Origin of the sequence: Nitrosomonas sp. (genome assembly GCF_022842015.1) — a bacterium.
In the GTDB taxonomy this organism is placed as follows: Bacteria; Pseudomonadota; Gammaproteobacteria; order Burkholderiales; family Nitrosomonadaceae; genus Nitrosomonas.
Genome location: NZ_JALHQJ010000014.1, coordinates 26,030 through 46,510 on the forward strand (window position 1 = coordinate 26,030; position 20,481 = coordinate 46,510).

Sequence of the window (20,481 nt, forward strand, 5' to 3'; positions counted from 1 at the left end):
AAAAAATATGTAGAACATCGATAATATTCTCAATTTGAGGCCTTTTCTCGTGTTTCTTCCCAGTCTCACATGGTCTTATAAGAGCTGAAATTAATCTGTGTGGTTGCCTCTGCATCGGCAGATATAAGCAACCCGCCGAAGCGGGTAAGGGGGGTGTTTATTTTTGAGGAAATGGCCGGTCCGGATATCTTTCAGGAGGGGTTCTCTCGGGAGGAGTTGGCTGTGGCGGAATTTCTGGCGAAGGATCATATTCTGGGGGGATTATTTCCGGGGGCTGTTCTTGCGGCGGTATAATTTCCGGGGGTGTTGGCGTGGGTGGCGTAGTTTCTGCGAAGTTAATTACATACATAATAGTTTTCCAGTAATTTGAAAGAAATCTATTATCTTAATTTTAAACATTCAGGTCTGTGCGTTTATTCACCAATGAGGGTGATATGAATAATAATCCGGAGGCCGCGAGGAGATGAATAATTGCAATCTACTTTGTGGGCTGTCGTACAGACTCATTTGCGTATTTAATGCACAATCTGCTTAGAACTAGCTATTTTCCATATAATTTAGTTAGTTCTCCCTGTTATCTTTGTGAGTCCTTTAAAGCATTGATGACAGGGTAACCAATACTTGTCTATTAACCGACGCATTTAGTACGCATTAAATGCGTTGTTTTTTTCGCGACTTTATCTCACGCACGAAGTTGTATTATCCAAATGGTTTCGTATGCTCTTCATTTGATATTACATTATCTCTCAGTATTGAGAATTAATAATGTAGGTATGAATATACCGGTCTATTTCAGAGTCTGTAAGAAACATTCTTGTCTATGAGGAGCAAATTCTATAAAGGCCAAAGGATCAGAGGCGTTTTCAGACTTTACTATCCAACCCATTCTCGGCCAGTTCCGCCGCGCGTAGAATGGCTTTGGCTTTATTCTGCGTTTCTATCCATTCGTTTTGAGGGATTGAATCAGCGACGATTCCTGCGCCTGCTTGCACGTGTAGTTGGCCATCCTTGATCACGGCGGTGCGAATCGCAATCGCGAGATCCATATCGCCGTTAAATCCAAGATAGCCAACTGCTCCGGCGTACACGCCGCGTTTAGAGATTTCCAGTTCGTCAATGATTTCCATCGCGCGCACTTTGGGTGCGCCACTTACAGTGCCGGCTGGGAATGTGGCGCGCAGCACGTCAATCGCGCTGAGTTCCGGCTTTAGTTTGCCATCCACATTGGATACGATGTGCATGACATGTGAATAATTTTCAATTTGCATTTTTTCCGTGACTTTGACGGTTCCGGTTTGCGCTACGCGGCCAATGTCATTGCGACCCAGATCCATCAGCATGACATGTTCAGCTATTTCTTTCGGATCGGCGAGCAAATCGGTTGCCAATGCGGCATCCTCCTGAGGGGTTTTGCCACGAGGGCGGGTGCCGGCAATCGGGCGCACAGTGACCGTGTCGCCTTCCAGGCGCACCAATATTTCAGGCGACGCGCCGACTACATGAAAATCATCAAAATGATAGAAGAACATATAGGGAGAAGGGTTGAGGCTGCGCAGCGCGCGATAGAGAGCCAGTGGTGATGCGTTATAGGGTTTGCTGGTGCGTTGCGATAACACGACTTGCATGATATCGCCATCATAAATATAGCGCTTGGCACGCTCGACAGCGGCTTTGAATGCTGCTTCAGGAAATTCTGAAACTGCGGCGCCGGAGGCAACGGCTTGTTCGGTTGGAATCGTTGCCGGCTGACGCAGTTTTGCCAGCAGCGTCTTGAGTCGTTGACGCCCGGTTTGATAAGCGTTTTCCTGCGTCGGATTGGCGTAAACAATCAGATAGAGTTTTCCTGAGAGGTTGTCGACCACGGCCAGTTCTTCTGACAGTAATAGCAAAATATCCGGTGTATTTAAGCTATCCGGCTTGGTGTGGCCCTTCAGTTTGTGCTCGATGTAGCGCACCGTATCGTATGAGAAGTAACCAGACAGACCGCCACAGAAACGGGATTTTCCGGCTGGACAGGGAGCGGCTTTAAATTGCCCCAGATAGGATTCGACATAAGCCAGGGTGTCACTGACAGTGACCGTTTCTACTGTGCCGTTATTTATCATAGTGATCGTGTCTTCGTACACGACCATGCGCGTTGTTGCTGGGAGCCCAATAATTGAAAACCGGCCAAAACGCTCGCCACCCTGTACCGATTCCAATAGATAGGAGTAGGGTTGGTTTGCCAGTTTCAGGTAAATCGATAAAGGGGTATCAAGATCCGCATAAGTTTCCAAAACTATAGGAATACGATTGTATCCCTGCTGCGCGAGCTGATTGAATTCGGCTTCGGTCATCGAGGTTTCTAAGCGACTCTTTTAACCAGTTTTGATGCATCCAGCAGCGTATCAACAATTGCATCGCAATCCAGTTCGTACACATCGCGTCCCTCATTGTAACCATAGGGTACACAGAATACATGGCAACCGGCTGCTCGGGCGGCGATCGCATCATTCAACGAGTCGCCGATCAGCAATACTTCATGCGGTTGTGCATCGAAGTGCTTGCAAATATGTATGAGCGGCATGGGATCAGGCTTTTTCTTGGGTAAGCTATCGCCCGACAGAACGATTTCAAATTTTTCAAATAGTCCTGTCGCATGTAGCAGTGGTATGGTGAATGCTTCAGCTTTGTTGGTGATGCAGGCCAATTTATAGCCCGCTTGCTGCAAGGCTTGTATACCCTCAACAACGCCAGGATAGGGACGCGTATTTACACTCAAATTCTTAGCGTAATGCTGTTCGTAAATCGGCAATGCTTTGGCAAACAAAGCAGAATCGGGCTCTGCATCCAGTTGCCCGGTTAATGTGCGTTTGACCAATTTTTGTATGCCTTTCCCGATATAGGAGCGAATCGTTGCTGTCGATTGTTCTGGCATGCCCAGATCACTCAACATCAGGTTTGCGGATAAGGCAAGGTCTTCAGCGGTATCGAGCAATGTGCCGTCCAGATCAATCATGATGACCTTGATCGCTATTGGGGATGTTATTTTTTTAGCCGAAGCTGTGTTGCCAGAAGAGATATGATTCATTGGAATGGTGGAAAGCGATTTTTTCGTAAAGTTGTGGTTGATTAAGCTTTGGCTAACTCAGCCCGGAATGCAGCAACGATGCTGTCATAACGATGTGGGTCGGCATCATTGCTAGCCTGATAAATCGCAGAACCAGCGACGAAAGTATCGGCACCGGCACGAGCGATTTCGGCAATGTTGTCTACTTTTACGCCACCATCAATTTCCAACATTATGTCTTTGCCACTTGCATCGATAAGCTTTCTGACGGCACGTAGTTTGTTCAGTGCTTCAGGAATGAATTTCTGTCCACCAAACCCTGGATTGACTGACATGATCAAAATCAGATCCAGTTTGTCGAGCACGTGATCCAAGTAGTGCAATGGTGTGGCCGGATTAAACACTAATCCTGCTTTGCAACCTTGTTCTTTAATTAATCCGATGGTGCGATCGATGTGATTTGAGGCTTCTGGATGAAATGAAATGATATTGGCGCCAGCCTTGGCAAAATCAGGAATAATGCGGTCTACAGGTTGTACCATCAGATGCACGTCGATAATCGCATCAGTGACTGGGCGAAGAGCTTCGCAAACCAAGGGGCCAATGGTTAGATTGGGGACATAATGATTATCCATTACATCAAAATGAATAATATCTGCGCCTGAATCAATCACATCGGTGACTTCTTGACCCAATTTGGCGAAATTAGCAGAAAGAATGCTGGGTGCTAGACGGTGCATGGAAAAAACCTCTCAATATTCAAATCCGTTATTTTAACCGCAAATGACAGGCTGCGCGTAAAAGAGTGATTGTTATTGGATAATATTTCCGATAATCACACAGCTGTTTCTTGGTAAACTACTGTTGAAAACGTAAAACAGTTTGGAATAAAAAGATGATCGAAGAGAAGAAGTATGAAATTGATATCAATGTTCGTACCATGTATTTGCCCGATCAATCGGATGAAGAATCGGATCGGCATGTGTTTGCTTATACTATTACCATTGCGAATAAGGGGACAGTGGCAACTCAGCTTATCAGCAGGCATTGGATTATCGATAACGGTGATGGAACAACTCAGGAAGTGCGCGGGTTGGGCGTTGTGGGCGAACAGCCGTTGCTCAAGCCGGGCGATAGCTTTGAATATACCAGTGGAACGGTGATTTCTACTTCAGTTGGATCGATGAAAGGAAGCTACCAGATGGCGGCTGAAGATGGTTTTCATTTTGATGTGGCCGTGCCGGAGTTTATCCTGAGCGTTCCCAGAACGCTGCATTAGTGTGGCTTTTTTTTCAGCGTTATGTGTGATGCTATAAGTTTCCGCTATTCCGATGACAGGTAAGCTCTATCTGGTTCCAGCGCCAATCAGCGAAGCCGATATTGCTTGGGTGTTGCCAGCGGCGGTGCAACAATGTGTTGCTGAAATTTCTCATTTTATCGTTGAGCACCCTAAGACGGCGAGGCAATTTCTGAAACAGTTGCATTGCAAATGCCCTCTGCAGGAATTAAATATGCAGACCCTGAATGAACATACACGGGCAAAAGATTTGTTGTCTTTGCTGGATCCAATTTTGGCTGGACATGATGTGGGCTTGTTGTCCGAAGCGGGTTGCCCGGCGGTGGCGGATCCTGGGGCCGGACTCGTCAGGCTGGCACATCAAAAAAATATTCCCGTGGTGCCTTTGGTCGGGCCGTCATCCATATTACTGGCACTGATGGCATCAGGCTTAAACGGGCAACAATTTGCCTTTCATGGTTATTTGCCGGTTGAGAACACAGCCAGAGCGAGTAAAATAAGAGAGTTGGAAAAAATATCGATCAATCTGAAGCAAACGCAGATTTTCATTGAAACTCCTTATCGTAACCAGAAATTGCTCGAACAACTCATCAAAGTATGCAATGACAGCACCGACTTGTGCATTGCAACCGATCTGACATTTGACCGTGAGATGATTGCAACCAAATCGATCAAAGAATGGAGACATTCTTTACCCGATATCAATAAAATACCGTCGATTTTTTTATTGCAGGGATGACTGATTTCAGTGTGGGTGTTGCCCGGTAATCTGAGTGATTATTGATCAGGATACTTTTTTTGAATGAATTCTATTTTGTAGCCGTCGGGATCTTCGATAAATGCAATGACCGTCGTGCCATGTTTCATCGGGCCAGCCTCACGGGTTACTTTGCCCCCCATTTTTTTTGTGTTTTCGCAGGCTTGATAAGCATCCTCAACCTCGATGGCAATATGACCAAAACCTTCGCCTAGGTTGTAAGAAGGTGTATCCCAATTGTGCGTCAGTTCCAGTACGGTGCCATTAGCTTCATCCTGGTAGCCTACAAAAGCGAGGGTGAATTTTCCATCCGGGTAATCTTTGCGGCGGAGTAATTTCATCCCTAAAACTTGCGTATAAAAAGCCAGTGATTGCTCAAGATTTCCGACCCGTAACATCGTATGTAGGATACGCATTTAAATTTTTACCATTTCAAAATCTTCTTTACGTGCACCGCATTCCGGGCAGGTCCAATTGATTGGCACATCTTCCCAGCGCGTACCCGGTTCAATGCCTTCATCTGGAGAGCCCAAGGCTTCATCATAGATGTAGCCGCAAATTAAACACATATAACGATTATATTGACCATTCTCTTCGGTAGGCATGATAGATAGCAGTGTCCTTTTAGGTTAAAATGATATTTTACGGTATTAATGCATGTTACAGCCACCCCCAATCGTACTTTCTTTTGCAGCCAATGACCCTAGTGGCGGAGCAGGTCTGCAGGCGGATATGTTGACTATTGCCAGTTTGGGTTGTCATCCATTGTCCGTCATGACGGCTATAACTATCCAGGATACAGCAGGCGTAGATGAAGTAATGCCGCTGGATTCCGAATGGGTTGTAGACCAAGCGCGAGCCGTGTTGGAAGACATGCCGGTTCACGCGTTTAAGATCGGTTTGCTGGGCAGCGTTGAAATTATTGCTGCTATTGCGGAGGTCATTTCTGATTATCCCCATATCCCTTTAGTGATGGATCCCATATTGACTTCTGGACGCGGGGATGAACTCGCTAACGAAGAAATGATTGATGCGATGCGTGATTTATTGCTGCCGCAGGTTACGATATTAACGCCCAATAGTTTGGAAGCAAGACATCTAGCGCAGCAGGATAGTGACGGTAATGAAGGCAGATTGGATTTGAATGTTTGTGCGCATCGATTGTTGGATATGGGATGTGGGTATGTATTGATAACCGGCACGCACGAGAATACAACGAAAGTGACGAATACCTTGTTTGACGTTGATGGTATTGTGCGATCAGATCAGTGGGATCGGCTCGAACATACTTATCATGGTTCGGGTTGTACGCTGGCATCGGCGATCGCCGCATCGTTAGCCAATGGATTATCCATTAGTGAAAGTGTCATAGAAGCGCAGGATTACACCTGGCACGCACTGCAAGCCGGGTTCCGTCCCGGTATGGGGCAATATATTCCCAACCGGCTTTTCTGGGTTAAAGATATTGCAGGTAGTGAAGACGAAATTGTCGGTACGGTCGTTGAAAAGCCAGAGGATTAGAGGGTTGTATGCGATAACTCCGGATTCTGAGGATACCAATGATCTGTTGAGTAAGACGCAACAAGCTCTGGTGGGCGGGGCGCGGTGTATTCAATATCGCAATAAATCAGCAAATAACGTTTTACGTAAGCAGCAAGCCAGATTATTGCTGCAGTTGTGCAGCGAGTATGAAATTCCTCTAATTATCAACGATCATATTGATCTTGCAATCGAGATTGATGCTGACGGGGTGCATGTGGGGCGGGACGATACATCAGTATATGATGCGAAAAAGCTGTTGAAGCAAGGAAAAATTGTTGGAGCATCATGTTATAACAATCTGAATCTGGCACTTGAGGCAGAAAAACAAGGCGCTGATTATGTCGCTTTTGGCGCTCTTTTTCCTTCAGTGACCAAGCCGGATGCGACACCGGTTTCGATGAGTCTGATCAATCAAGCAAGGCAAACGATAACAACGTCAATGGTCGGAATTGGCGGCATCCAGCTGACCAATGCTGCAATGGTGATTGATAGCGGTTGTGATGTCATTGCCGTTTGCAGCGATTTGTATCAGGCTAAAAATATTAAGCTTAGAGCAGCGCAATATACGCAATTATTTGCACAAAATCTGTAATACATTTTAATCCGGGTTATCTTTATCAATTCTTTCTATGAGTAACTAAATGACTTCACGTAATCATCAATTATTTGAACAATCTCAGCAATATATTCCCGGTGGCGTTAATTCTCCGGTTCGTGCGTTTAAATCGGTGGGTGGTGAACCGGTTTTTTTTCAACGTGGCGAAGGTGCCTATTTCTGGGATGCGGACGGTAAATCGTACATTGATTATGTCGGCTCATGGGGGCCTTTGATTTTGGGTCATGCGCATCCGGAAGTCGTTAAGACGGTTCAGACTGCGGCCAAGAATGGCTTAACTTTTGGCGCGCCTACTGAAGCGGAGCTGGAAATCGCACAGTTGATTTGTCAATTGGTTCCATCCATTGAGCAGGTGCGATTAGTGAGCTCCGGCACCGAAGCAGGCATGAGCGTCATTCGCCTGGCGCGGGGATTTACTGGTAGAAGTAAAATCATTAAATTTGAAGGTTGCTACCATGGTCACGATGATTCCTTGTTAGTTAAGGCGGGATCGGGTGCGCTCACCTTCGGTAATCCTAGTTCTGCCGGGGTCCCGGCGGAAACAGCCGGTCATACGATCGTTCTGGACTACAACGACATAGTAGGCATTGAAGCCGCGTTCAACCAATGGGGCAAAGAAATTGCTGCGGTGATTGTCGAACCGGTTGCCGGCAATATGAATCTGATAGCTCCACAAGCTGATTTTCTGACCAAGCTTCGGGCATTGTGTACGCAAAACGGCAGTGTATTAATATTTGATGAAGTGATGACGGGGTTTCGTGTCGGGCTAGGGTGCGCGCAAGGGTTGTACCAGATCAAACCTGATCTGACTGCATTGGGCAAAGTCATCGGTGGGGGCATGCCAATGGCGGCATTTGGCGGACGTCGCGATATCATGCAGTGCTTGGCGCCACTGGGTCCGGTTTATCAGGCAGGCACGCTGTCCGGTAATCCGGTAGCCGTTGCTGCGGGGTTGGCTACGTTAAAATTGATTCAAGCCCCCGGTTTTTACGATCGATTGTCGAACAGAACGCAGCAATTAGTCGATGGCATTGCTACTAAAGCTAAAAGTCATGGGGTTGATTTTTGTGCGCAATCCATTGGTGGTATGTTTGGATTGTATTTTAATAAAAATATACCCGGCAGCTTTGCCGAGGTGATGCAATGCGATAAATCAGCTTTTAACCGATTCTTTCATGCCATGCTTGAGGAGGGTATTTATTTTGCCCCGTCGGCATTTGAAGCAGGTTTTGTGTCGTCAGCACATGGAGACGATGAATTGGATAAAACATTATTTGCAGCAGAGAAAATATTTAAGGATTGGTAATGAGTAATTTTTGCCGCTTGCGGTGGGTGCTTTATCGATTTGTGTAAAGTGAAAGTTAAAAAAGGTGGCGAATGCCACCTTTTAATGGATACTCTCGTTAATTAAATTAACGAATCGTAGAGATATAAGCTGATACAGCTCGTTTCTCGTTTGCACTCATGCGGCTGACTACTTGTAACATGACTTCATTGTCATTGGTGCGCTCACCTTTGTTAAACATATCCAGTTGTGTCAGTGTGTATTCGGCGTGTTGTCCTGCTAGTGCAGGATAATGAGGCGGAATTCCGGAACCATTGGGACCATGACAGCTAGCGCAGGCTGGGATGCCATTCTCAATGTTTCCACCGAGATAAATGATCTTGCCTGCTTCAAGCAATCTTTCACTGGCTGTTATTTGGCTTGGAATGGTTTTTTGTTTGGCATAATATGTGCCAAGCTTTTCCATGTCTTCCTGTGACAGCGCTGTTACCATGGCGGACATAACAGGGCTATTGCGTTTGGGTGGTTCATCGCCGATTGCTTTAAAATCCATCAGCTGCTTGGTGATATACTCGGCATGCTGACCGGCCAGGATAGGATTCATCGGAATAACGCTGTTACCATCTGCATTGTGGCAACCAGCGCATACACCCGCTGCAATTTCTTCAATTGTGGCAGGAGCGGCCGGAGCATCAGCAGGAGTAACTGGAGCATCAGCCGGAGCAGCATCTTCTGTGGTTTCAGCCGAAATTGGCAAAACCATAGCAAATGCTGCAAGCATTATCATCATTTTAATCATTTTCATATTTCTTATTCCGTTTTTTAAAAGGTCTTTCAAAAATTGCTAGGCTAGACATGTTAGAAAAATAACAGTGCATTTTAACAAGGCATAACCACGTTAACAACAAAATTAAGCTGATCTTTGTTAATTATAATATTTTATTTTTCAATGAAAATAATCTTTATTATTTTACTGTTAGTGAATATAGCCTACGTGATAGGCAGTCAGCTCTTTTCTAAAGAGCAAAATCGAATTATACCGACCCAAGTGAATCCTGAAAAAATAGTATTAGTTTCAGCACATGAAAATTGCTTGATCTGGGATCATTTTTATGAAGAGCAAATACAATATGCTCAGACAGTTTTATCGGAATTATTCCCTGAGTTACTTTACAGCCTGGAGGAGTCGGGTAATACCACTATGTTTTGGCTATATATTCCACCATTCCCGAATAAAGAAGATGCCAATCGCGAAATTAACAAATTAAGAAATCTTGGTATTGTTAGTTTTCGTGTCAAAGATGAAACGCAATGGAAGAATGCAATTTCTTTGGGTATGTTTTATGATCAGAAAGATGCGTTGAAACAGTTAAGAGAGGCCGAGAAAAAAGGTATTGCCAATGCTAAGATAGAAGATCGTAGTGTTTTGCTAAGGAAAATAATCATTCATAATCCGACGCAAACGATCAAGGAGCAGATGCAAAAATTAGTGGAGCAATTTGATGATACGCAATTGGTTCAAGGCAAGTGTGAGCGCTTATAATATACCCAGCAGGAATTAATGATATTTCTAATTTTATCACTCAATAATCAAATCAACTAATAATGACGGTACTGATTAAAACACCGCAAGAAATAGAAAAAATGCGCATTGCAGGACGGCTGGCAGCGGAAGTGCTTGACTACATCACACCTCATGTCGTGGCAGGCGTCGCGACTGAGGAGCTGGATTCGCTGTGCCATCATTACATGGTAGATGTGCAAAAGACAATCCCTGCGCCTTTGAATTACGCGCCTGCAGGGCATACGCCTTATCCCAAATCGATTTGTACCTCGGTGAATAATCAGATTTGCCACGGTGTTCCTGGGCAGAAGAAGTTAAAAAACGGGGATATTGTTAATATTGATATTACCGTGATTTATGAGGGATATCATGGGGACACCAGCCGGATGTTTTACGTTGGGGAGCCTTCTATCCAAGCGAAGCGTTTATGTGAGGTTACCCTTGAAGCGATGTGGCGAGGCATCGATGAAATAAAACCGGGCAAGCATCTGGGCGATATTGGGCACGCCATTCAGAAACTGGCGGAAGGTGTGGGATATAGCGTGGTCAGAGAATTTTGCGGGCATGGAATTGGCGCCAATTTTCATGAAAACCCCCAGGTGCTTCATTATGGCCGGCCCGGAACCGGAATGGAATTGAAGCCTGGCATGATCTTTACGGTAGAACCGATGATTAATGCAGGTAAAGCGGCCATTCGCCATCTGCCGGATGGTTGGACTGTTACCACCAAAGATGGCAGCTTGTCAGCACAATGGGAACATACCATTTTGGTTACCGCAGAGGGTTATGACGTTCTAACCGTATCAGCAGGCGCTCCGGATAAACCCACTTATCGTTTTTCTAACTAGATTCTCATTCGGGATAAAATTCCAGCCATGATACGAAGTCATCAACGCACATCGGCACAAATCCGTCCGGTCAGAATAATTCGCCATTACACCAAGCACGCCGATGGTTCGGTATTGATCGAGTGCGGCGACACCAAAGTGATCTGCACCGCTAGCATCAGCGAACAAGTTCCTCCTTTTCTCAAAGGCCGGGCGCAAGGCTGGCTGACTGCCGAATACGGCATGTTGCCCGGTTCAACGAATACCCGGATGCAGCGTGAAGCGGCAAAAGGCAAGCAATCGGGGCGCACCATGGAAATTCAGCGCCTGATTGGACGTTCTTTGCGAGCCGTGGTGGATTTAAAGCAATTGGGAGAGCGCACCATTCAAATTGATTGTGACGTGATCCAGGCCGATGGCGGCACGCGCACGGCCAGTATCACCGGGGCGTTTGTAGCGTTGTCCGACGCCGTGGAAAAATTAATTTATCAGCAACTCATTGAAACCTCGCCGATCACGGATCATGTCGCGGCGATTTCGGCTGGCATTCATCAGGGCGTGCCAATGCTGGATCTGGATTATGCCGAAGATTCCTCGTGTGATACGGATATGAATGTGGTGATGACCGGAAATCTGGGTATCGTCGAAGTGCAGGGCACTGCGGAAGGAAACGCTTTTAGCCGCAATGAACTGGATACGATGCTGGATATGGCGCAACAGGGTATCCAGGAACTGATTGCACTGCAGAAAAAAGTTTTGATGGCGAAATAATCAGCAATTATGAATATATTGAATCAGCTGGTGATCGCGAGCAACAATCAGGGCAAGTTGCGCGAAATTAGCGCATTACTTGAACCGCTGGCCATTGCAGTGGTGCCACAATCTGATTTTGATACGGGTGAAGTGGATGAGCCTTACGGCACGTTTGTTGAAAACGCATTGGTCAAAGCGCGTCATGCCAGCCGCTACTCCGGGTTGCCAGCGCTGGCAGATGACTCGGGGATTTGTGTCAGTGCGTTAAATCATGCGCCCGGTGTTTCTTCGGCGCGCTACGCCGGGGAGCCGAAATCGGATGAACGCAACAACCGGAAATTGGTTAAAGCGCTGAAAAATCACTCTGATCGGCGTGCTTATTATTATTGCGTGATCGTTCTGCTACGCCACGCCGATGATCCACAGCCGATCATCGTCGACGGATCGTGGCACGGTGAAATTATTGATCAATCAAAGGGCGAGCACGGGTTCGGTTATGACCCGTATTTTTTTGTGCCGGAATTCGATAAAACTGCTGCTGAATTAACCGCGGAACAAAAAAACAGCATCAGCCATCGCGGCCAGGCGCTGGCAAAACTGGTTGCCATTTTACGCGCCGGAAAATTTTGAATAACTATCATCCTACAAAATTTCCTCGATCCCGCAGAGTGATTTTTTGCAAAAACAAAAAAATCTCAGTTCTGGACCTGACCCTATTTTTGTAAACGGATTCTGCAGTTCATACCCATAAGTATTGAATCCCCCGGCGAGCCCGATCGGGTCACTGGACAGATATCTGCCGGTTTCAGGCTCATAATACCGGAAGTAATTGTTTTCTTATAATAACTATTCAGGGTAAAACTTGATTTTCTGCTGCTTTACCCATTCTACAAATTGTTCATGATTTAACCAGCCAGAATTCTGACTTTCAATGTCAGGAGATTCATCAACCCAATCTAATTTTTCTTGCACACCTCCAAAAAACTCAGACTCTGTATCAGATAACAAATCGTCAGGTACTTCTTCCAAATAGAAATCGTAATAGTTACTTCGGAACTCATCTATCTTCCACATACCTGATAAAAGATTATCTATCATGGTCAGCATCTGCTTTATATAGTCAGCCGTAGTCATAGCATTCCTTATTCAAGAGGGTTAAACCTGCCTCTATCTATTCCTCGATTAACGTCTCTAGCTTTATTCAACCCAGCAGAGATAACTCGTTCACCTTTAGGGTCTAAAGTTATTCTCAGAAAACCATTTTTACCATCTGGACGGGGTGAAAATACATTGATATTTCCACTATTATTTACGTCTCTGAAACGTCTTCCTTTTAATCCCTGTTCTAAAATATTATCTGAGCTTCTACCAAATCTATCCGCTAAAGAACCTAGCTTACTTTGTGCAGATTTAACAACTGGTAATCCAATCTTTGGAACAAACTGCCCTAGAACTTTACTACCAATAGCCACAACGGCCCCAAGAGGTATAGCACCTATTCCAGCAGAAAGTGCAAGGCTACCTTTATCTACACATTGCAGATTGCCGTCGTTATTAAGCAATTGTGATCCGAAATCAAACAATGCACTAGTTAATGCGCCTATACCTGTACCTACCGCAGCTGCACAAGCTGGATTAGCAGCACAAGCAGCTATTAATACAGGAACCGCCTTACCCGTCGGATCAACGAAACTTAACGGATTCTGCAACGCATACCCAAAAGTATTAATTCCCCCCGCCAACCCAATCGGGTCAGGACTGATATATCTGCCCGTTTCCGGCTCATAATACCTGAAGTAATTGTAGTGAAGATTGGTTTCTTTATCAAAATACTGCCCTGGGTATCTGGGGTGATATTCGAATAATTGGCTATTACAGTCCGGATCTTCATCAGGCAGATTGGCACCGAACGCGTGGGTATTTTCCCAGCGCGAGACTGGTGTGTTGCTTTGGTTCACGATCACTCTGGGCGTATTAAGATGATCGGCGTGAATGAAGTAAATCTGAATTGGTCCTGTTGCGGTCGATTTTTTGATTACGGCCACTGGAATGTCTTCCGGCCAGATGGTTTCCTGTCTTACCAGCCAGTCATCCGTCGGTGTCGCGGTACTGGAATTGTCCCGGTATTCGCCGATCAATTGTCCGGCTTCGTCATAGAAGAAAGTAAACTTCGAACTCAACGGGCCATTCTTGCTGACGCGTTGTTCCAGGGCATTGTATTTGTACGCGTGCGTTTTGCCATTATTAACTGTGGTTGAAAGTTTGCCAGCGACATTCCAGGTAAAAGTAGTAGCACCATCACTCGACGGATTATCGGCAGCATCAAAACTGTAAGCTTTCATCACCGGCCCTGCAACGTTCTGATTGTGATAATTATCACATCAATCTAGTATTTTGCTATATTCCCAACTTTGTTCTCTTTTTGTGGTTATCTCATTGGAATCATCTGCATCAGAAAAATTAAGTGAAAAGAAGGATCAAATCCTGCAAGCGCTGGCCGAGATGTTGGAGCATCCGCAGAGACTCAAGATAACGACTGCAGCATTGGCCAAGAAACTGGGAATCTCGCAATCATCCGTATATCGTTGTTTTCCCAATAAATCGCAAATGTTCGAGGCTCTGATAGAATTTATCGAAAAGACACTGTTTGTGCTGATCAATAAGATTTTGCAAGAAGAGCATTCGGCTACCCAAAAGATTGAAAACTTATTGCTGCTATTGTTAGGATTCTCACGTAAGAATCCGGGTATGACGCGGATTCTGGTGAACGATGTCTTGATCAATGAAAATGAGCATTTGCAACTGCGCGTTAACCAGTTGCACGATAGATTGGAGGCTACTTTAAAGCAGGCGCTACGGTTTGCTGCTTCTGAGGGACAGATAAATAGGAATGTGAATGTGAATGTTACGGCGCGAGCTAATTTATTGTTGTGCTTTGTGATTGGTCGCTGGTATCAGTTTGTCAAAAGTGAATTTGAGCGTGATCCGCTGGCAGACTGGGAAGTTCAGCGACTGACTTTGTTGCCATCAGAACTTCTTTAGCGTGGAAGATTCAACTCATTGTTTGATGATGGTTCTTTTTTGATACTGATGTTTGGCATACCGGACACGCCGGATCTTTAGGTAGATGGGTGGAATGCCAATTCATCGTGAGGCCATCGAGTAATAGCAAGCGTCCATTGAGGCTTATGCCAATATTCAACAGAATTTTTAGCGCCTCTGCGGCTTGCATTGAGCCGATTATACCTACGATAGGTGAGAAAACGCCCATGATTGCGCAAGGCATATCTTCTTCACTTCCGGTGTTTGGGTATAGGCAGTGATAGCAAGGGCTGTCGTCATGACGCAGGTCAAATACGCTGATCTGACCGTTAAAACGCACTGCGGCTCCAGAGATTAGGGGTTTTTTATTTGTGATGCAGGCCTGATTGATATGATATCGCGTATTGAAATTATCACTGGCATCAATCACCACATCAACTTCTGCTGTGAGTTGTAGTAATTTTTCTGCACCGACTTGCTCTTGAATTGTGGTGACATTGATTTCCGGATTGATTCTGGCCAGTGATTGCTTGGCTGAGAGAACTTTTGCAAGGCCGATTGATTGGCTGTTATGCATAATTTGTCGTTGCAAGTTAGTCAGATCAACCTGATCGCCATCACAAATGGTCAGATTGCCTACCCCGCTGGCGGCAAGATAAAGCGCCACAGGAGAACCTAAGCCGCCTGCCCCAACAATTAATGCGCTTGAGTGATTAAGCTTTTCCTGCCCCGCAATGTCAATTTGCGGAAGCAGGATATGGCGGCTGTATCGAAGGAGTTGATGGTCATTCACAAGCCTTTATCAACTTTTAATTAGATCTCACTTTCATCGTTCTTTTTTGGAGAAGGTGAGGTAATACCTTTAAAGTGATTCATGGCTTGCTTTAATAGTTGGTCTTCTTCCGAGCCGAATTCGATAGGAGCATTATCTTTTGTATCTTTGTTCTTTTTATCTTTCTTGTTACCCGCAGGTTTTGATTCTGTTTTTTTTGTTTCAGAAGTTGCTTTCTTTTCGGTTTTTTTGCCATTGGACAAATGGCGATTCAAATCTGATTCACGTAGGCGTTGATCATCACCGTTGTCAGCTTCATCCAGAATATCAGGTGTAATGCCCTGCGCTTGTATGGATTGACCATTAGGCGTGTAGTATCGCGCGGTTGTTAATTTAATCGCGGTATTGTTTCCTAACGGCAGTATTGTTTGGACCGATCCTTTGCCGAATGTTTGTGACCCCATAACGACAGAGCGTTTATGATCTTGTAAAGCACCTGCAACAATTTCGGATGCTGAAGCAGAGCCACCATTGACCAGCGTAATCATGGGTACGGTTTTCACTTCAGAGGGTAAACCCCTTAAATAATCCTTATCAGGTCCGCGCAAATAAAATTCCGGATTGGCGTGCAATTTCATTTTTGCATCGGGACTACGGCCTTCTGTGTACACAACCAGCGCATTTTCCGGCAGAAAAGCGGCTGAGACTGCAACCGCTCCATTGAGTAACCCGCCTGGATCGTTGCGCAAATCCAATATTAAACCTTTCATTTCTCCCTTGTTTTCACCAAATAGAGTTCTGATCGCTTGTGCTAAATTTTCGCCAGTTTGTTCTTGAAATTGTGTGATTCGAATATAGGCATAGCCGGGTTCGAGCATTTTCGATTTTACGCTCTGAATTTTTATGATGTCACGTACTAAATTAAAAACCAGTGGTTCTGTCTCGCCTTCCCGCACTATCGTAATTTTTATCGAAGTTTTGGGTTTGCCGCGCATGAGCTTGATCGCATCATTAAGTGTCATGCCTTTTACAACCGTGTCATCCAATTTAACGATCAAATCGCCCGTTTGAATACCCGCACGAAATGCTGGGGTGTCTTCGATGGGCGAAATCACTTTTACTACACCGTCTTCCATCGTTACCTGAATGCCTAGTCCACCGAACTCACCTTGTGTTCCTATTTGTAGTTCCTTATATTCGTCTTTGTCAAGATAAGCAGAATGAGGATCTAGACCAACAAGCATGCCATTGATGGCTTCAGTTATCAGTTTTTTGTCTTCTACGGATTCGACATAGTCGCTTTTGATGCGGCCAAAGACCTGAGCGAAGGTACGTAACTCTTCAATCGGTAGTGGATGGATAGCCTCGATATTTTCTTTATTGGCAATGGCGGAGAAATTCAAACTGAGCATCACTCCAGCGATTACCCCAATTAGAATTAGGCCTGATTTTTTGATTGTATTACTCATGATGCTATCTCCGCACTGATCGAATTTATGTAAATGGTTTGCCGCATTCATTCTATTTTGATCCATGTCAAAGGATCAAAAGGCTTACCCCTATGACGAAGTTCAAAGTATAAACCTGAATCTGCATCACTACCGCTATTTCCTACGGTAGCTATTGTATCGCCGCCGCGAATCATGTCACCTACTTGTTTATGGAGTGTTGTATTATTACCATAAAGGCTCATATAGTTGTTTCCATGATCTAAAATTATCAAATTACCAAAGCCTCGCAACCCGTCAGAAAATACAACTCTACCTCCTGAGATAGCTTTAACGTCACTACCTTTAGGCGCCTGTATAAAAAGACCTTTCCACGTTATATGCTTACCTGAACGTTGACCGCCAAAAGTGTTAACAAGTTTCCCGCGCACAGGTAAATTTAATTTGCCTTTGAGCGATGGGAATGGAGTGTTTGTTGTAGAAGCATCTGGGAGCTTATTGTTAATTCGAGAGCCGCTGCTGGATTTTTCTTGGACAAGGAATTTATTAATCTCATTAACTAAATGAGTGATGCGTTTTTCGTCATCCTTAAGCTTGTTAATCTCTTGTTGCTTCTGGTTAATATTGCTAGATACCTGTGATAGCATAATTTGCTGTTTGTTTTTTTCTTGTTCAAGCTTCTTGCGTTCATTGTGATATTGGGTTTGGATGGCAGTAATCTCTGCTTTTTTATGGCGACTCAGTTCAGTGAGCGTCAGAATTTCGTATTGATTCTTTTTAAGATTTGTAATGCTGTCTGAACGAGCAAGTGCGAATTGTTGGTAGTAATAGACGTTCCGAGCTATTTGATTAGGGTCATGTTGATTTAACAGTAAGTGTAAATAATTGTGTTGTCCTCCGATATATTGCTGGTAAAGTAATTTTTCTAGTCGACTTTGCTCGGTTTTGATCTCATTGCTAATTATATGATATCGAGTCTGTAATTGTTTATATTCTTCAACAGCCTGCCGGTCATCTGCAACGAGTTTTGTTAATTTGCGGGAGATGTCATTGATTGATTGCTCAGTGTCACGTAATGTTTTCGTCGTATCTTGTTGTAATGATTTTTTATTGGCTAAATCTTTTTGAAGTAATTGGATGCGCTCACGTAACAATTTGAGATTTTCTTGATTGCTTGAGAATGCTGAATGCGGACAAATAAAAATCAACACACATACCAACAGTACCGAATAAGCACATTGCGGATGAATCAAATTAGACGTATTAGTTTCCAGAGCGATATGTTTTGTTTGAATTAATAAAATATTTATTATGCATATACCAGAATAAACGGATGGCTGTATTTAAACAGCTGACTTTCCTTGATTAGCTACAATTTTCATTGCTTCCTGAATATCGGTCGGATTTCCAAGATAATAATTCTGAATTGGTTTTAAATTATCGTCCAGTTCATATATTAACGGGATGCCGGTAGGAATGTTGCAATTGAGAATATCAACATCAGAAACATTATCTAGATACTTAACCAGTGCTCTTAATGAATTTCCATGTGCGACAATGATCACACTTTTGCCGACTTGGATCTGGGGTGCAATTGTTTTGTTCCAATAAGGTAAAAACCTTGCAACCGTATCTTTAAGGCACTCAGTTAAAGGAATATCATCACGTGCCAAATTTTTATAGCGTGGGTCGGTTCCGGCATAGCGCCGATCATCAATACTTAGCGAGGGTGGCCTAATATCATAGCTGCGCCGCCAAATCAGAACTTGCTCGTCACCATATTGAGCTGCTGTTTCAGTTTTACTAAGGCCTTGGAGTGCACCATAATGTCGTTCATTTAATCGCCACGTATGTTCTATCGGAATCCACATCTGATCCATTTCATCCAACACTATCCATAAAGTCCGAATGGCACGCTTGAGAACGGATGTATAGGCGATATCAAATGTAAATCCATGTTCTTGTAAAAGCTGTCCAGCATTTTGAGCCTCTTGAATGCCGTTTGGTGTTAAATCAACGTCTGTCCAGCCAGTAAATCGATTTTCTTGATTCCAAGTGCTTTCTCCGTGGCGCAGGAGAACAATTTTTTTCATATTTACCTTTTAATGAAAAGCAGATTGATTATTTTATGAAGGCTTAAAAAACTTTAGTATTTTATTATAATTTTAGCTTGAAACACAGTGTATGGCTGGTGCTTTTGTGCGAGCATATGAAATTTACGTAAATTTTGTTCATTTTAAAAAGTGTTGATTTATTCTACCTGACAGTAAAGTAGATAAAGGAAGAAAGAAGAATTTGTTGAAAAATACCATTACTCAACAACAATTACTTAAGCTACAAATATTTTAATTTCGATTAATATTCTAAATTTTTTGTTATACAATCCCGAGCTTAATTTATTTGTTGTTCGGCTGAAATAACTGGACATACATCAATAGACTGGGTTTGCAGATATAATTTTGGAGAAAATATGAAGGTAGTTTCTGGGAATATTTGGGCAACAAAATTTTGTGGTGTGATTTTGGCTTCTTTATTGGCGTTGCCTGTTCACGCGCAGCTGATGTTGGCGCATGAAGGGCATCATGATGCGGGCGGCTGTGCGATTAAAACGGGTGAATTCCCGGTAACATTCAGTGCTTATGAAGTGCCTGAAGGCGGCATACCACCGATGCATTCATTCTGCGAAAATTTACCTAAAACTGGCAAAGTGAATTTGACCGTTGAGTTGCCGCAACAGGCGCGCCAAATGCTTTTGGCAGTTCGCTTAGTGAAAGAAGGGCATGACGGACATGGTGGGGGGCAGCATAATAGTGCTGCTGATCATAAACCAGCGGATGTTGAGGATCATTCGGATCATGAGGGCATGAATCATGATGAACATGCGGGGCACGGAGTCACTGAACATGGCATCGTGTATATGCCTCCAGAGATGCATCGATCAGGAATTATTGTGATCGCAGCTAATATCCAGGAGAAAGGTCAGTATGCAATTCAGTTGGAAAGAGAGGATGATGCGGGCAATGTTAAGACAGTAGTAAAGATTCCACTAAATGTTGGAAAAGGTGGCGGGCATGGCAGTCACGGTGGTGGTTTGGGATTAATGGAAATTGCGCTATTAATTGCAGTGGGCGGCGGTGCTGCTTTTTATTTTATGCGCCGCAAAAAGGCATCTGAAGCGTCAGCATGATTTGGTTGCAATTGCGTATATCGCTGATCAGTGCAATTTATTGAATCGATTAAAGGATTGGCGCTAAGCCGTTTCGCGTGTTTTATTTTGTCTGTCAAAAACCCTTGACAGTGCAAGGTTGACTAAGTAGTCTAAGGCAGAATAGCTATCTGTGGAAGTTGGGGTGGGTAGTTGGTTATGGAGCAAGAGGGGGAAACCTCTTTAAGATGTCAAGAAAATAAGTGGAGACAATTATGGAAAACCAAAGGAGAGAGAGATGAGAGCCAAGCGATGGGCTGGGATAATTGCGGCGCTGTTAGGGGTGGTTCTGATAGGGTCGGCGCACGCGAACATACCGAGCGT

Annotated in this window: 24 protein-coding genes and 1 pseudogene; 11 read left to right on the plus strand and 14 right to left on the minus strand. The window is 44.3% G+C overall.

What is annotated here, in order from left to right; genetic code table 11:
* Positions 1-157: 157 nt before the first annotated feature.
* The 4 genes from Q0C11_RS04060 to rpe form a co-directional block, all read right to left on the minus strand.
* Positions 158-349, minus strand: coding sequence for a hypothetical protein (locus Q0C11_RS04060; protein ID WP_293005973.1), 192 nt, complete (start codon positions 347-349; stop codon positions 158-160).
* Positions 350-863: 514 nt separating this feature from the next.
* A complete protein-coding gene (gene trpE, locus Q0C11_RS04065) occupies positions 864-2,336 on the minus strand; it encodes an anthranilate synthase component I (RefSeq protein ID WP_293005974.1) in 1,473 nt (490 codons plus the stop codon).
* Positions 2,337-2,344: 8 nt separating this feature from the next.
* Positions 2,345-3,070: a phosphoglycolate phosphatase gene (locus Q0C11_RS04070; protein ID WP_293005976.1), complete on the minus strand. Its 726-nt coding sequence runs from the start codon at positions 3,068-3,070 to the stop codon at positions 2,345-2,347.
* A gap of 41 nt (positions 3,071-3,111) precedes the next feature.
* The gene (rpe, locus tag Q0C11_RS04075) at positions 3,112-3,789 is read right to left on the minus strand and encodes a ribulose-phosphate 3-epimerase (RefSeq protein WP_293005977.1); all 678 of its coding nucleotides are present in this window, start codon (positions 3,787-3,789) and stop codon (positions 3,112-3,114) included.
* 155 nt (positions 3,790-3,944) lie between these two features.
* On the opposite strand from rpe, the gene apaG reads away from it, so the two are divergent.
* Together apaG and Q0C11_RS04085 are read left to right on the plus strand one after the other, a co-directional pair.
* Positions 3,945-4,328: a Co2+/Mg2+ efflux protein ApaG gene (gene apaG / locus Q0C11_RS04080; RefSeq protein ID WP_293005979.1), complete on the plus strand. Its 384-nt coding sequence runs from the start codon at positions 3,945-3,947 to the stop codon at positions 4,326-4,328.
* Positions 4,329-4,380: 52 nt separating this feature from the next.
* On the plus strand, positions 4,381-5,085 hold the full coding sequence (locus tag Q0C11_RS04085) for an SAM-dependent methyltransferase (protein ID WP_293005981.1): 705 nt from the start codon (positions 4,381-4,383) through the stop codon (positions 5,083-5,085).
* 38 nt (positions 5,086-5,123) lie between these two features.
* Here Q0C11_RS04085 and gloA read toward each other — a convergent pair whose 3' ends face one another.
* Positions 5,124-5,519, minus strand: coding sequence for a lactoylglutathione lyase (gene gloA, locus Q0C11_RS04090; protein ID WP_293005982.1), 396 nt, complete (start codon positions 5,517-5,519; stop codon positions 5,124-5,126).
* Positions 5,520-5,708 (minus strand): rubredoxin, encoded by a 189-nt coding sequence (locus Q0C11_RS04095; RefSeq protein ID WP_292920032.1) that lies wholly within the window; start codon positions 5,706-5,708, stop codon positions 5,520-5,522.
* A gap of 52 nt (positions 5,709-5,760) precedes the next feature.
* Between Q0C11_RS04095 and Q0C11_RS04100 the strand changes: the two genes are divergently transcribed.
* Genes Q0C11_RS04100 through hemL form a run of 3 tightly spaced genes read left to right on the plus strand, consistent with a single transcriptional unit; the run spans position 5,761 to position 8,567 of the window.
* Positions 5,761-6,624, plus strand: coding sequence for a hydroxymethylpyrimidine/phosphomethylpyrimidine kinase (locus Q0C11_RS04100; protein WP_293005984.1), 864 nt, complete (start codon positions 5,761-5,763; stop codon positions 6,622-6,624).
* A 4-nt stretch (positions 6,625-6,628) separates the two neighbouring features.
* Positions 6,629-7,237 (plus strand): thiamine phosphate synthase, encoded by a 609-nt coding sequence (gene thiE / locus Q0C11_RS04105; protein WP_293005986.1) that lies wholly within the window; start codon positions 6,629-6,631, stop codon positions 7,235-7,237.
* Positions 7,238-7,286: 49 nt separating this feature from the next.
* Complete coding sequence (hemL, locus tag Q0C11_RS04110; RefSeq protein ID WP_293005988.1) at positions 7,287-8,567, plus strand: glutamate-1-semialdehyde 2,1-aminomutase; 1,281 nt, start codon at positions 7,287-7,289, stop codon at positions 8,565-8,567.
* 106 nt (positions 8,568-8,673) lie between these two features.
* On the opposite strand, the gene Q0C11_RS04115 is transcribed toward hemL, so the two are convergent.
* The gene (locus Q0C11_RS04115) at positions 8,674-9,351 is read right to left on the minus strand and encodes a c-type cytochrome (RefSeq protein WP_293005990.1); all 678 of its coding nucleotides are present in this window, start codon (positions 9,349-9,351) and stop codon (positions 8,674-8,676) included.
* A gap of 144 nt (positions 9,352-9,495) precedes the next feature.
* Here Q0C11_RS04115 and Q0C11_RS04120 point away from each other — a divergent pair, with 144 nt between their 5' ends.
* The 4 genes from Q0C11_RS04120 to rdgB all read left to right on the plus strand — a co-directional run bounded on the left by Q0C11_RS04120 (position 9,496) and on the right by rdgB (position 12,320).
* A complete protein-coding gene (locus Q0C11_RS04120) occupies positions 9,496-10,089 on the plus strand; it encodes an SPOR domain-containing protein (protein ID WP_293005991.1) in 594 nt (197 codons plus the stop codon).
* A gap of 62 nt (positions 10,090-10,151) precedes the next feature.
* Positions 10,152-10,958: a type I methionyl aminopeptidase gene (map, locus tag Q0C11_RS04125; protein WP_293005993.1), complete on the plus strand. Its 807-nt coding sequence runs from the start codon at positions 10,152-10,154 to the stop codon at positions 10,956-10,958.
* A 27-nt stretch (positions 10,959-10,985) separates the two neighbouring features.
* Positions 10,986-11,708 (plus strand): ribonuclease PH, encoded by a 723-nt coding sequence (gene rph / locus Q0C11_RS04130; protein ID WP_293005995.1) that lies wholly within the window; start codon positions 10,986-10,988, stop codon positions 11,706-11,708.
* A gap of 9 nt (positions 11,709-11,717) precedes the next feature.
* Positions 11,718-12,320, plus strand: coding sequence for an RdgB/HAM1 family non-canonical purine NTP pyrophosphatase (gene rdgB, locus Q0C11_RS04135; protein ID WP_293005996.1), 603 nt, complete (start codon positions 11,718-11,720; stop codon positions 12,318-12,320).
* Between the two features lie 12 nt (positions 12,321-12,332).
* On the opposite strand, the pseudogene Q0C11_RS04140 reads toward rdgB, so the two are convergent.
* The 3 genes and pseudogenes from Q0C11_RS04140 to Q0C11_RS04150 all read right to left on the minus strand — a co-directional run.
* Positions 12,333-12,512, minus strand: a pseudogene (locus tag Q0C11_RS04140) (RHS repeat domain-containing protein); the annotation flags it as partial.
* A 24-nt stretch (positions 12,513-12,536) separates the two neighbouring features.
* A complete protein-coding gene (locus Q0C11_RS04145; protein ID WP_293005998.1) occupies positions 12,537-12,824 on the minus strand; it encodes a hypothetical protein in 288 nt (95 codons plus the stop codon).
* An 8-nt stretch (positions 12,825-12,832) separates the two neighbouring features.
* Entirely contained in the window at positions 12,833-14,032 is a 1,200-nt protein-coding gene (locus Q0C11_RS04150) for an RHS repeat domain-containing protein (protein WP_293006000.1), read from the minus strand.
* A 94-nt stretch (positions 14,033-14,126) separates the two neighbouring features.
* Between Q0C11_RS04150 and slmA the strand changes: the two genes are divergently transcribed.
* Positions 14,127-14,732 carry a nucleoid occlusion factor SlmA gene (slmA, locus tag Q0C11_RS04155; RefSeq protein WP_293006002.1) on the plus strand — a complete coding sequence of 202 codons (606 nt, stop codon included), beginning with the start codon at positions 14,127-14,129 and terminating at the stop codon, positions 14,730-14,732.
* A gap of 10 nt (positions 14,733-14,742) precedes the next feature.
* Here the strand turns inward: slmA and Q0C11_RS04160 are convergent, their stop codons facing one another.
* The 4 genes from Q0C11_RS04160 to gpmA all read right to left on the minus strand — a co-directional run bounded on the left by Q0C11_RS04160 (position 14,743) and on the right by gpmA (position 19,045).
* Complete coding sequence (locus Q0C11_RS04160; RefSeq protein WP_293006004.1) at positions 14,743-15,525, minus strand: molybdopterin-synthase adenylyltransferase MoeB; 783 nt, start codon at positions 15,523-15,525, stop codon at positions 14,743-14,745.
* Between the two features lie 20 nt (positions 15,526-15,545).
* Entirely contained in the window at positions 15,546-16,973 is a 1,428-nt protein-coding gene (locus Q0C11_RS04165; protein WP_293006006.1) for a S41 family peptidase, read from the minus strand.
* 47 nt (positions 16,974-17,020) lie between these two features.
* The gene (locus Q0C11_RS04170) at positions 17,021-18,106 is read right to left on the minus strand and encodes a peptidoglycan DD-metalloendopeptidase family protein (protein ID WP_293006008.1); all 1,086 of its coding nucleotides are present in this window, start codon (positions 18,104-18,106) and stop codon (positions 17,021-17,023) included.
* A 189-nt stretch (positions 18,107-18,295) separates the two neighbouring features.
* Positions 18,296-19,045: a 2,3-diphosphoglycerate-dependent phosphoglycerate mutase gene (gene gpmA / locus Q0C11_RS04175; protein ID WP_293006010.1), complete on the minus strand. Its 750-nt coding sequence runs from the start codon at positions 19,043-19,045 to the stop codon at positions 18,296-18,298.
* A 377-nt stretch (positions 19,046-19,422) separates the two neighbouring features.
* Between gpmA and Q0C11_RS04180 the strand changes: the two genes are divergently transcribed.
* Complete coding sequence (locus tag Q0C11_RS04180; RefSeq protein ID WP_293006012.1) at positions 19,423-20,139, plus strand: hypothetical protein; 717 nt, start codon at positions 19,423-19,425, stop codon at positions 20,137-20,139.
* Positions 20,140-20,481 lie beyond the last annotated feature (342 nt).

Bases quoted from the DNA above. Each gene is read 5' to 3' on its own strand.
- Q0C11_RS04165 (WP_293006006.1), bottom strand. From the start codon at position 16,973: ATGAGTAATACAATCAAAAAATCAGGCCTAATTCTAATTGGGGTAATC.
- Q0C11_RS04095 (WP_292920032.1), bottom strand. From the start codon at position 5,708: ATGCCTACCGAAGAGAATGGTCAATATAATCGTTATATGTGTTTAATT.
- Q0C11_RS04120 (WP_293005991.1), top strand. From the start codon at position 9,496: ATGAAAATAATCTTTATTATTTTACTGTTAGTGAATATAGCCTACGTG.
- gpmA (WP_293006010.1), bottom strand. From the start codon at position 19,045: ATGAAAAAAATTGTTCTCCTGCGCCACGGAGAAAGCACTTGGAATCAA.
- Q0C11_RS04060 (WP_293005973.1), bottom strand. From the start codon at position 349: ATGTATGTAATTAACTTCGCAGAAACTACGCCACCCACGCCAACACCC.
- Q0C11_RS04070 (WP_293005976.1), bottom strand. From the start codon at position 3,070: ATGAATCATATCTCTTCTGGCAACACAGCTTCGGCTAAAAAAATAACA.
- apaG (WP_293005979.1), top strand. From the start codon at position 3,945: ATGATCGAAGAGAAGAAGTATGAAATTGATATCAATGTTCGTACCATG.
- trpE (WP_293005974.1), bottom strand. From the start codon at position 2,336: ATGACCGAAGCCGAATTCAATCAGCTCGCGCAGCAGGGATACAATCGT.
- Q0C11_RS04115 (WP_293005990.1), bottom strand. From the start codon at position 9,351: ATGAAAATGATTAAAATGATGATAATGCTTGCAGCATTTGCTATGGTT.
- rph (WP_293005995.1), top strand. From the start codon at position 10,986: ATGATACGAAGTCATCAACGCACATCGGCACAAATCCGTCCGGTCAGA.
- Q0C11_RS04180 (WP_293006012.1), top strand. From the start codon at position 19,423: ATGAAGGTAGTTTCTGGGAATATTTGGGCAACAAAATTTTGTGGTGTG.
- rpe (WP_293005977.1), bottom strand. From the start codon at position 3,789: ATGCACCGTCTAGCACCCAGCATTCTTTCTGCTAATTTCGCCAAATTG.
- Q0C11_RS04085 (WP_293005981.1), top strand. From the start codon at position 4,381: ATGACAGGTAAGCTCTATCTGGTTCCAGCGCCAATCAGCGAAGCCGAT.
- Q0C11_RS04145 (WP_293005998.1), bottom strand. From the start codon at position 12,824: ATGACTACGGCTGACTATATAAAGCAGATGCTGACCATGATAGATAAT.
- rdgB (WP_293005996.1), top strand. From the start codon at position 11,718: ATGAATATATTGAATCAGCTGGTGATCGCGAGCAACAATCAGGGCAAG.
- hemL (WP_293005988.1), top strand. From the start codon at position 7,287: ATGACTTCACGTAATCATCAATTATTTGAACAATCTCAGCAATATATT.
- Q0C11_RS04150 (WP_293006000.1), bottom strand. From the start codon at position 14,032: ATGAAAGCTTACAGTTTTGATGCTGCCGATAATCCGTCGAGTGATGGT.
- map (WP_293005993.1), top strand. From the start codon at position 10,152: ATGACGGTACTGATTAAAACACCGCAAGAAATAGAAAAAATGCGCATT.
- gloA (WP_293005982.1), bottom strand. From the start codon at position 5,519: ATGCGTATCCTACATACGATGTTACGGGTCGGAAATCTTGAGCAATCA.
- Q0C11_RS04100 (WP_293005984.1), top strand. From the start codon at position 5,761: ATGTTACAGCCACCCCCAATCGTACTTTCTTTTGCAGCCAATGACCCT.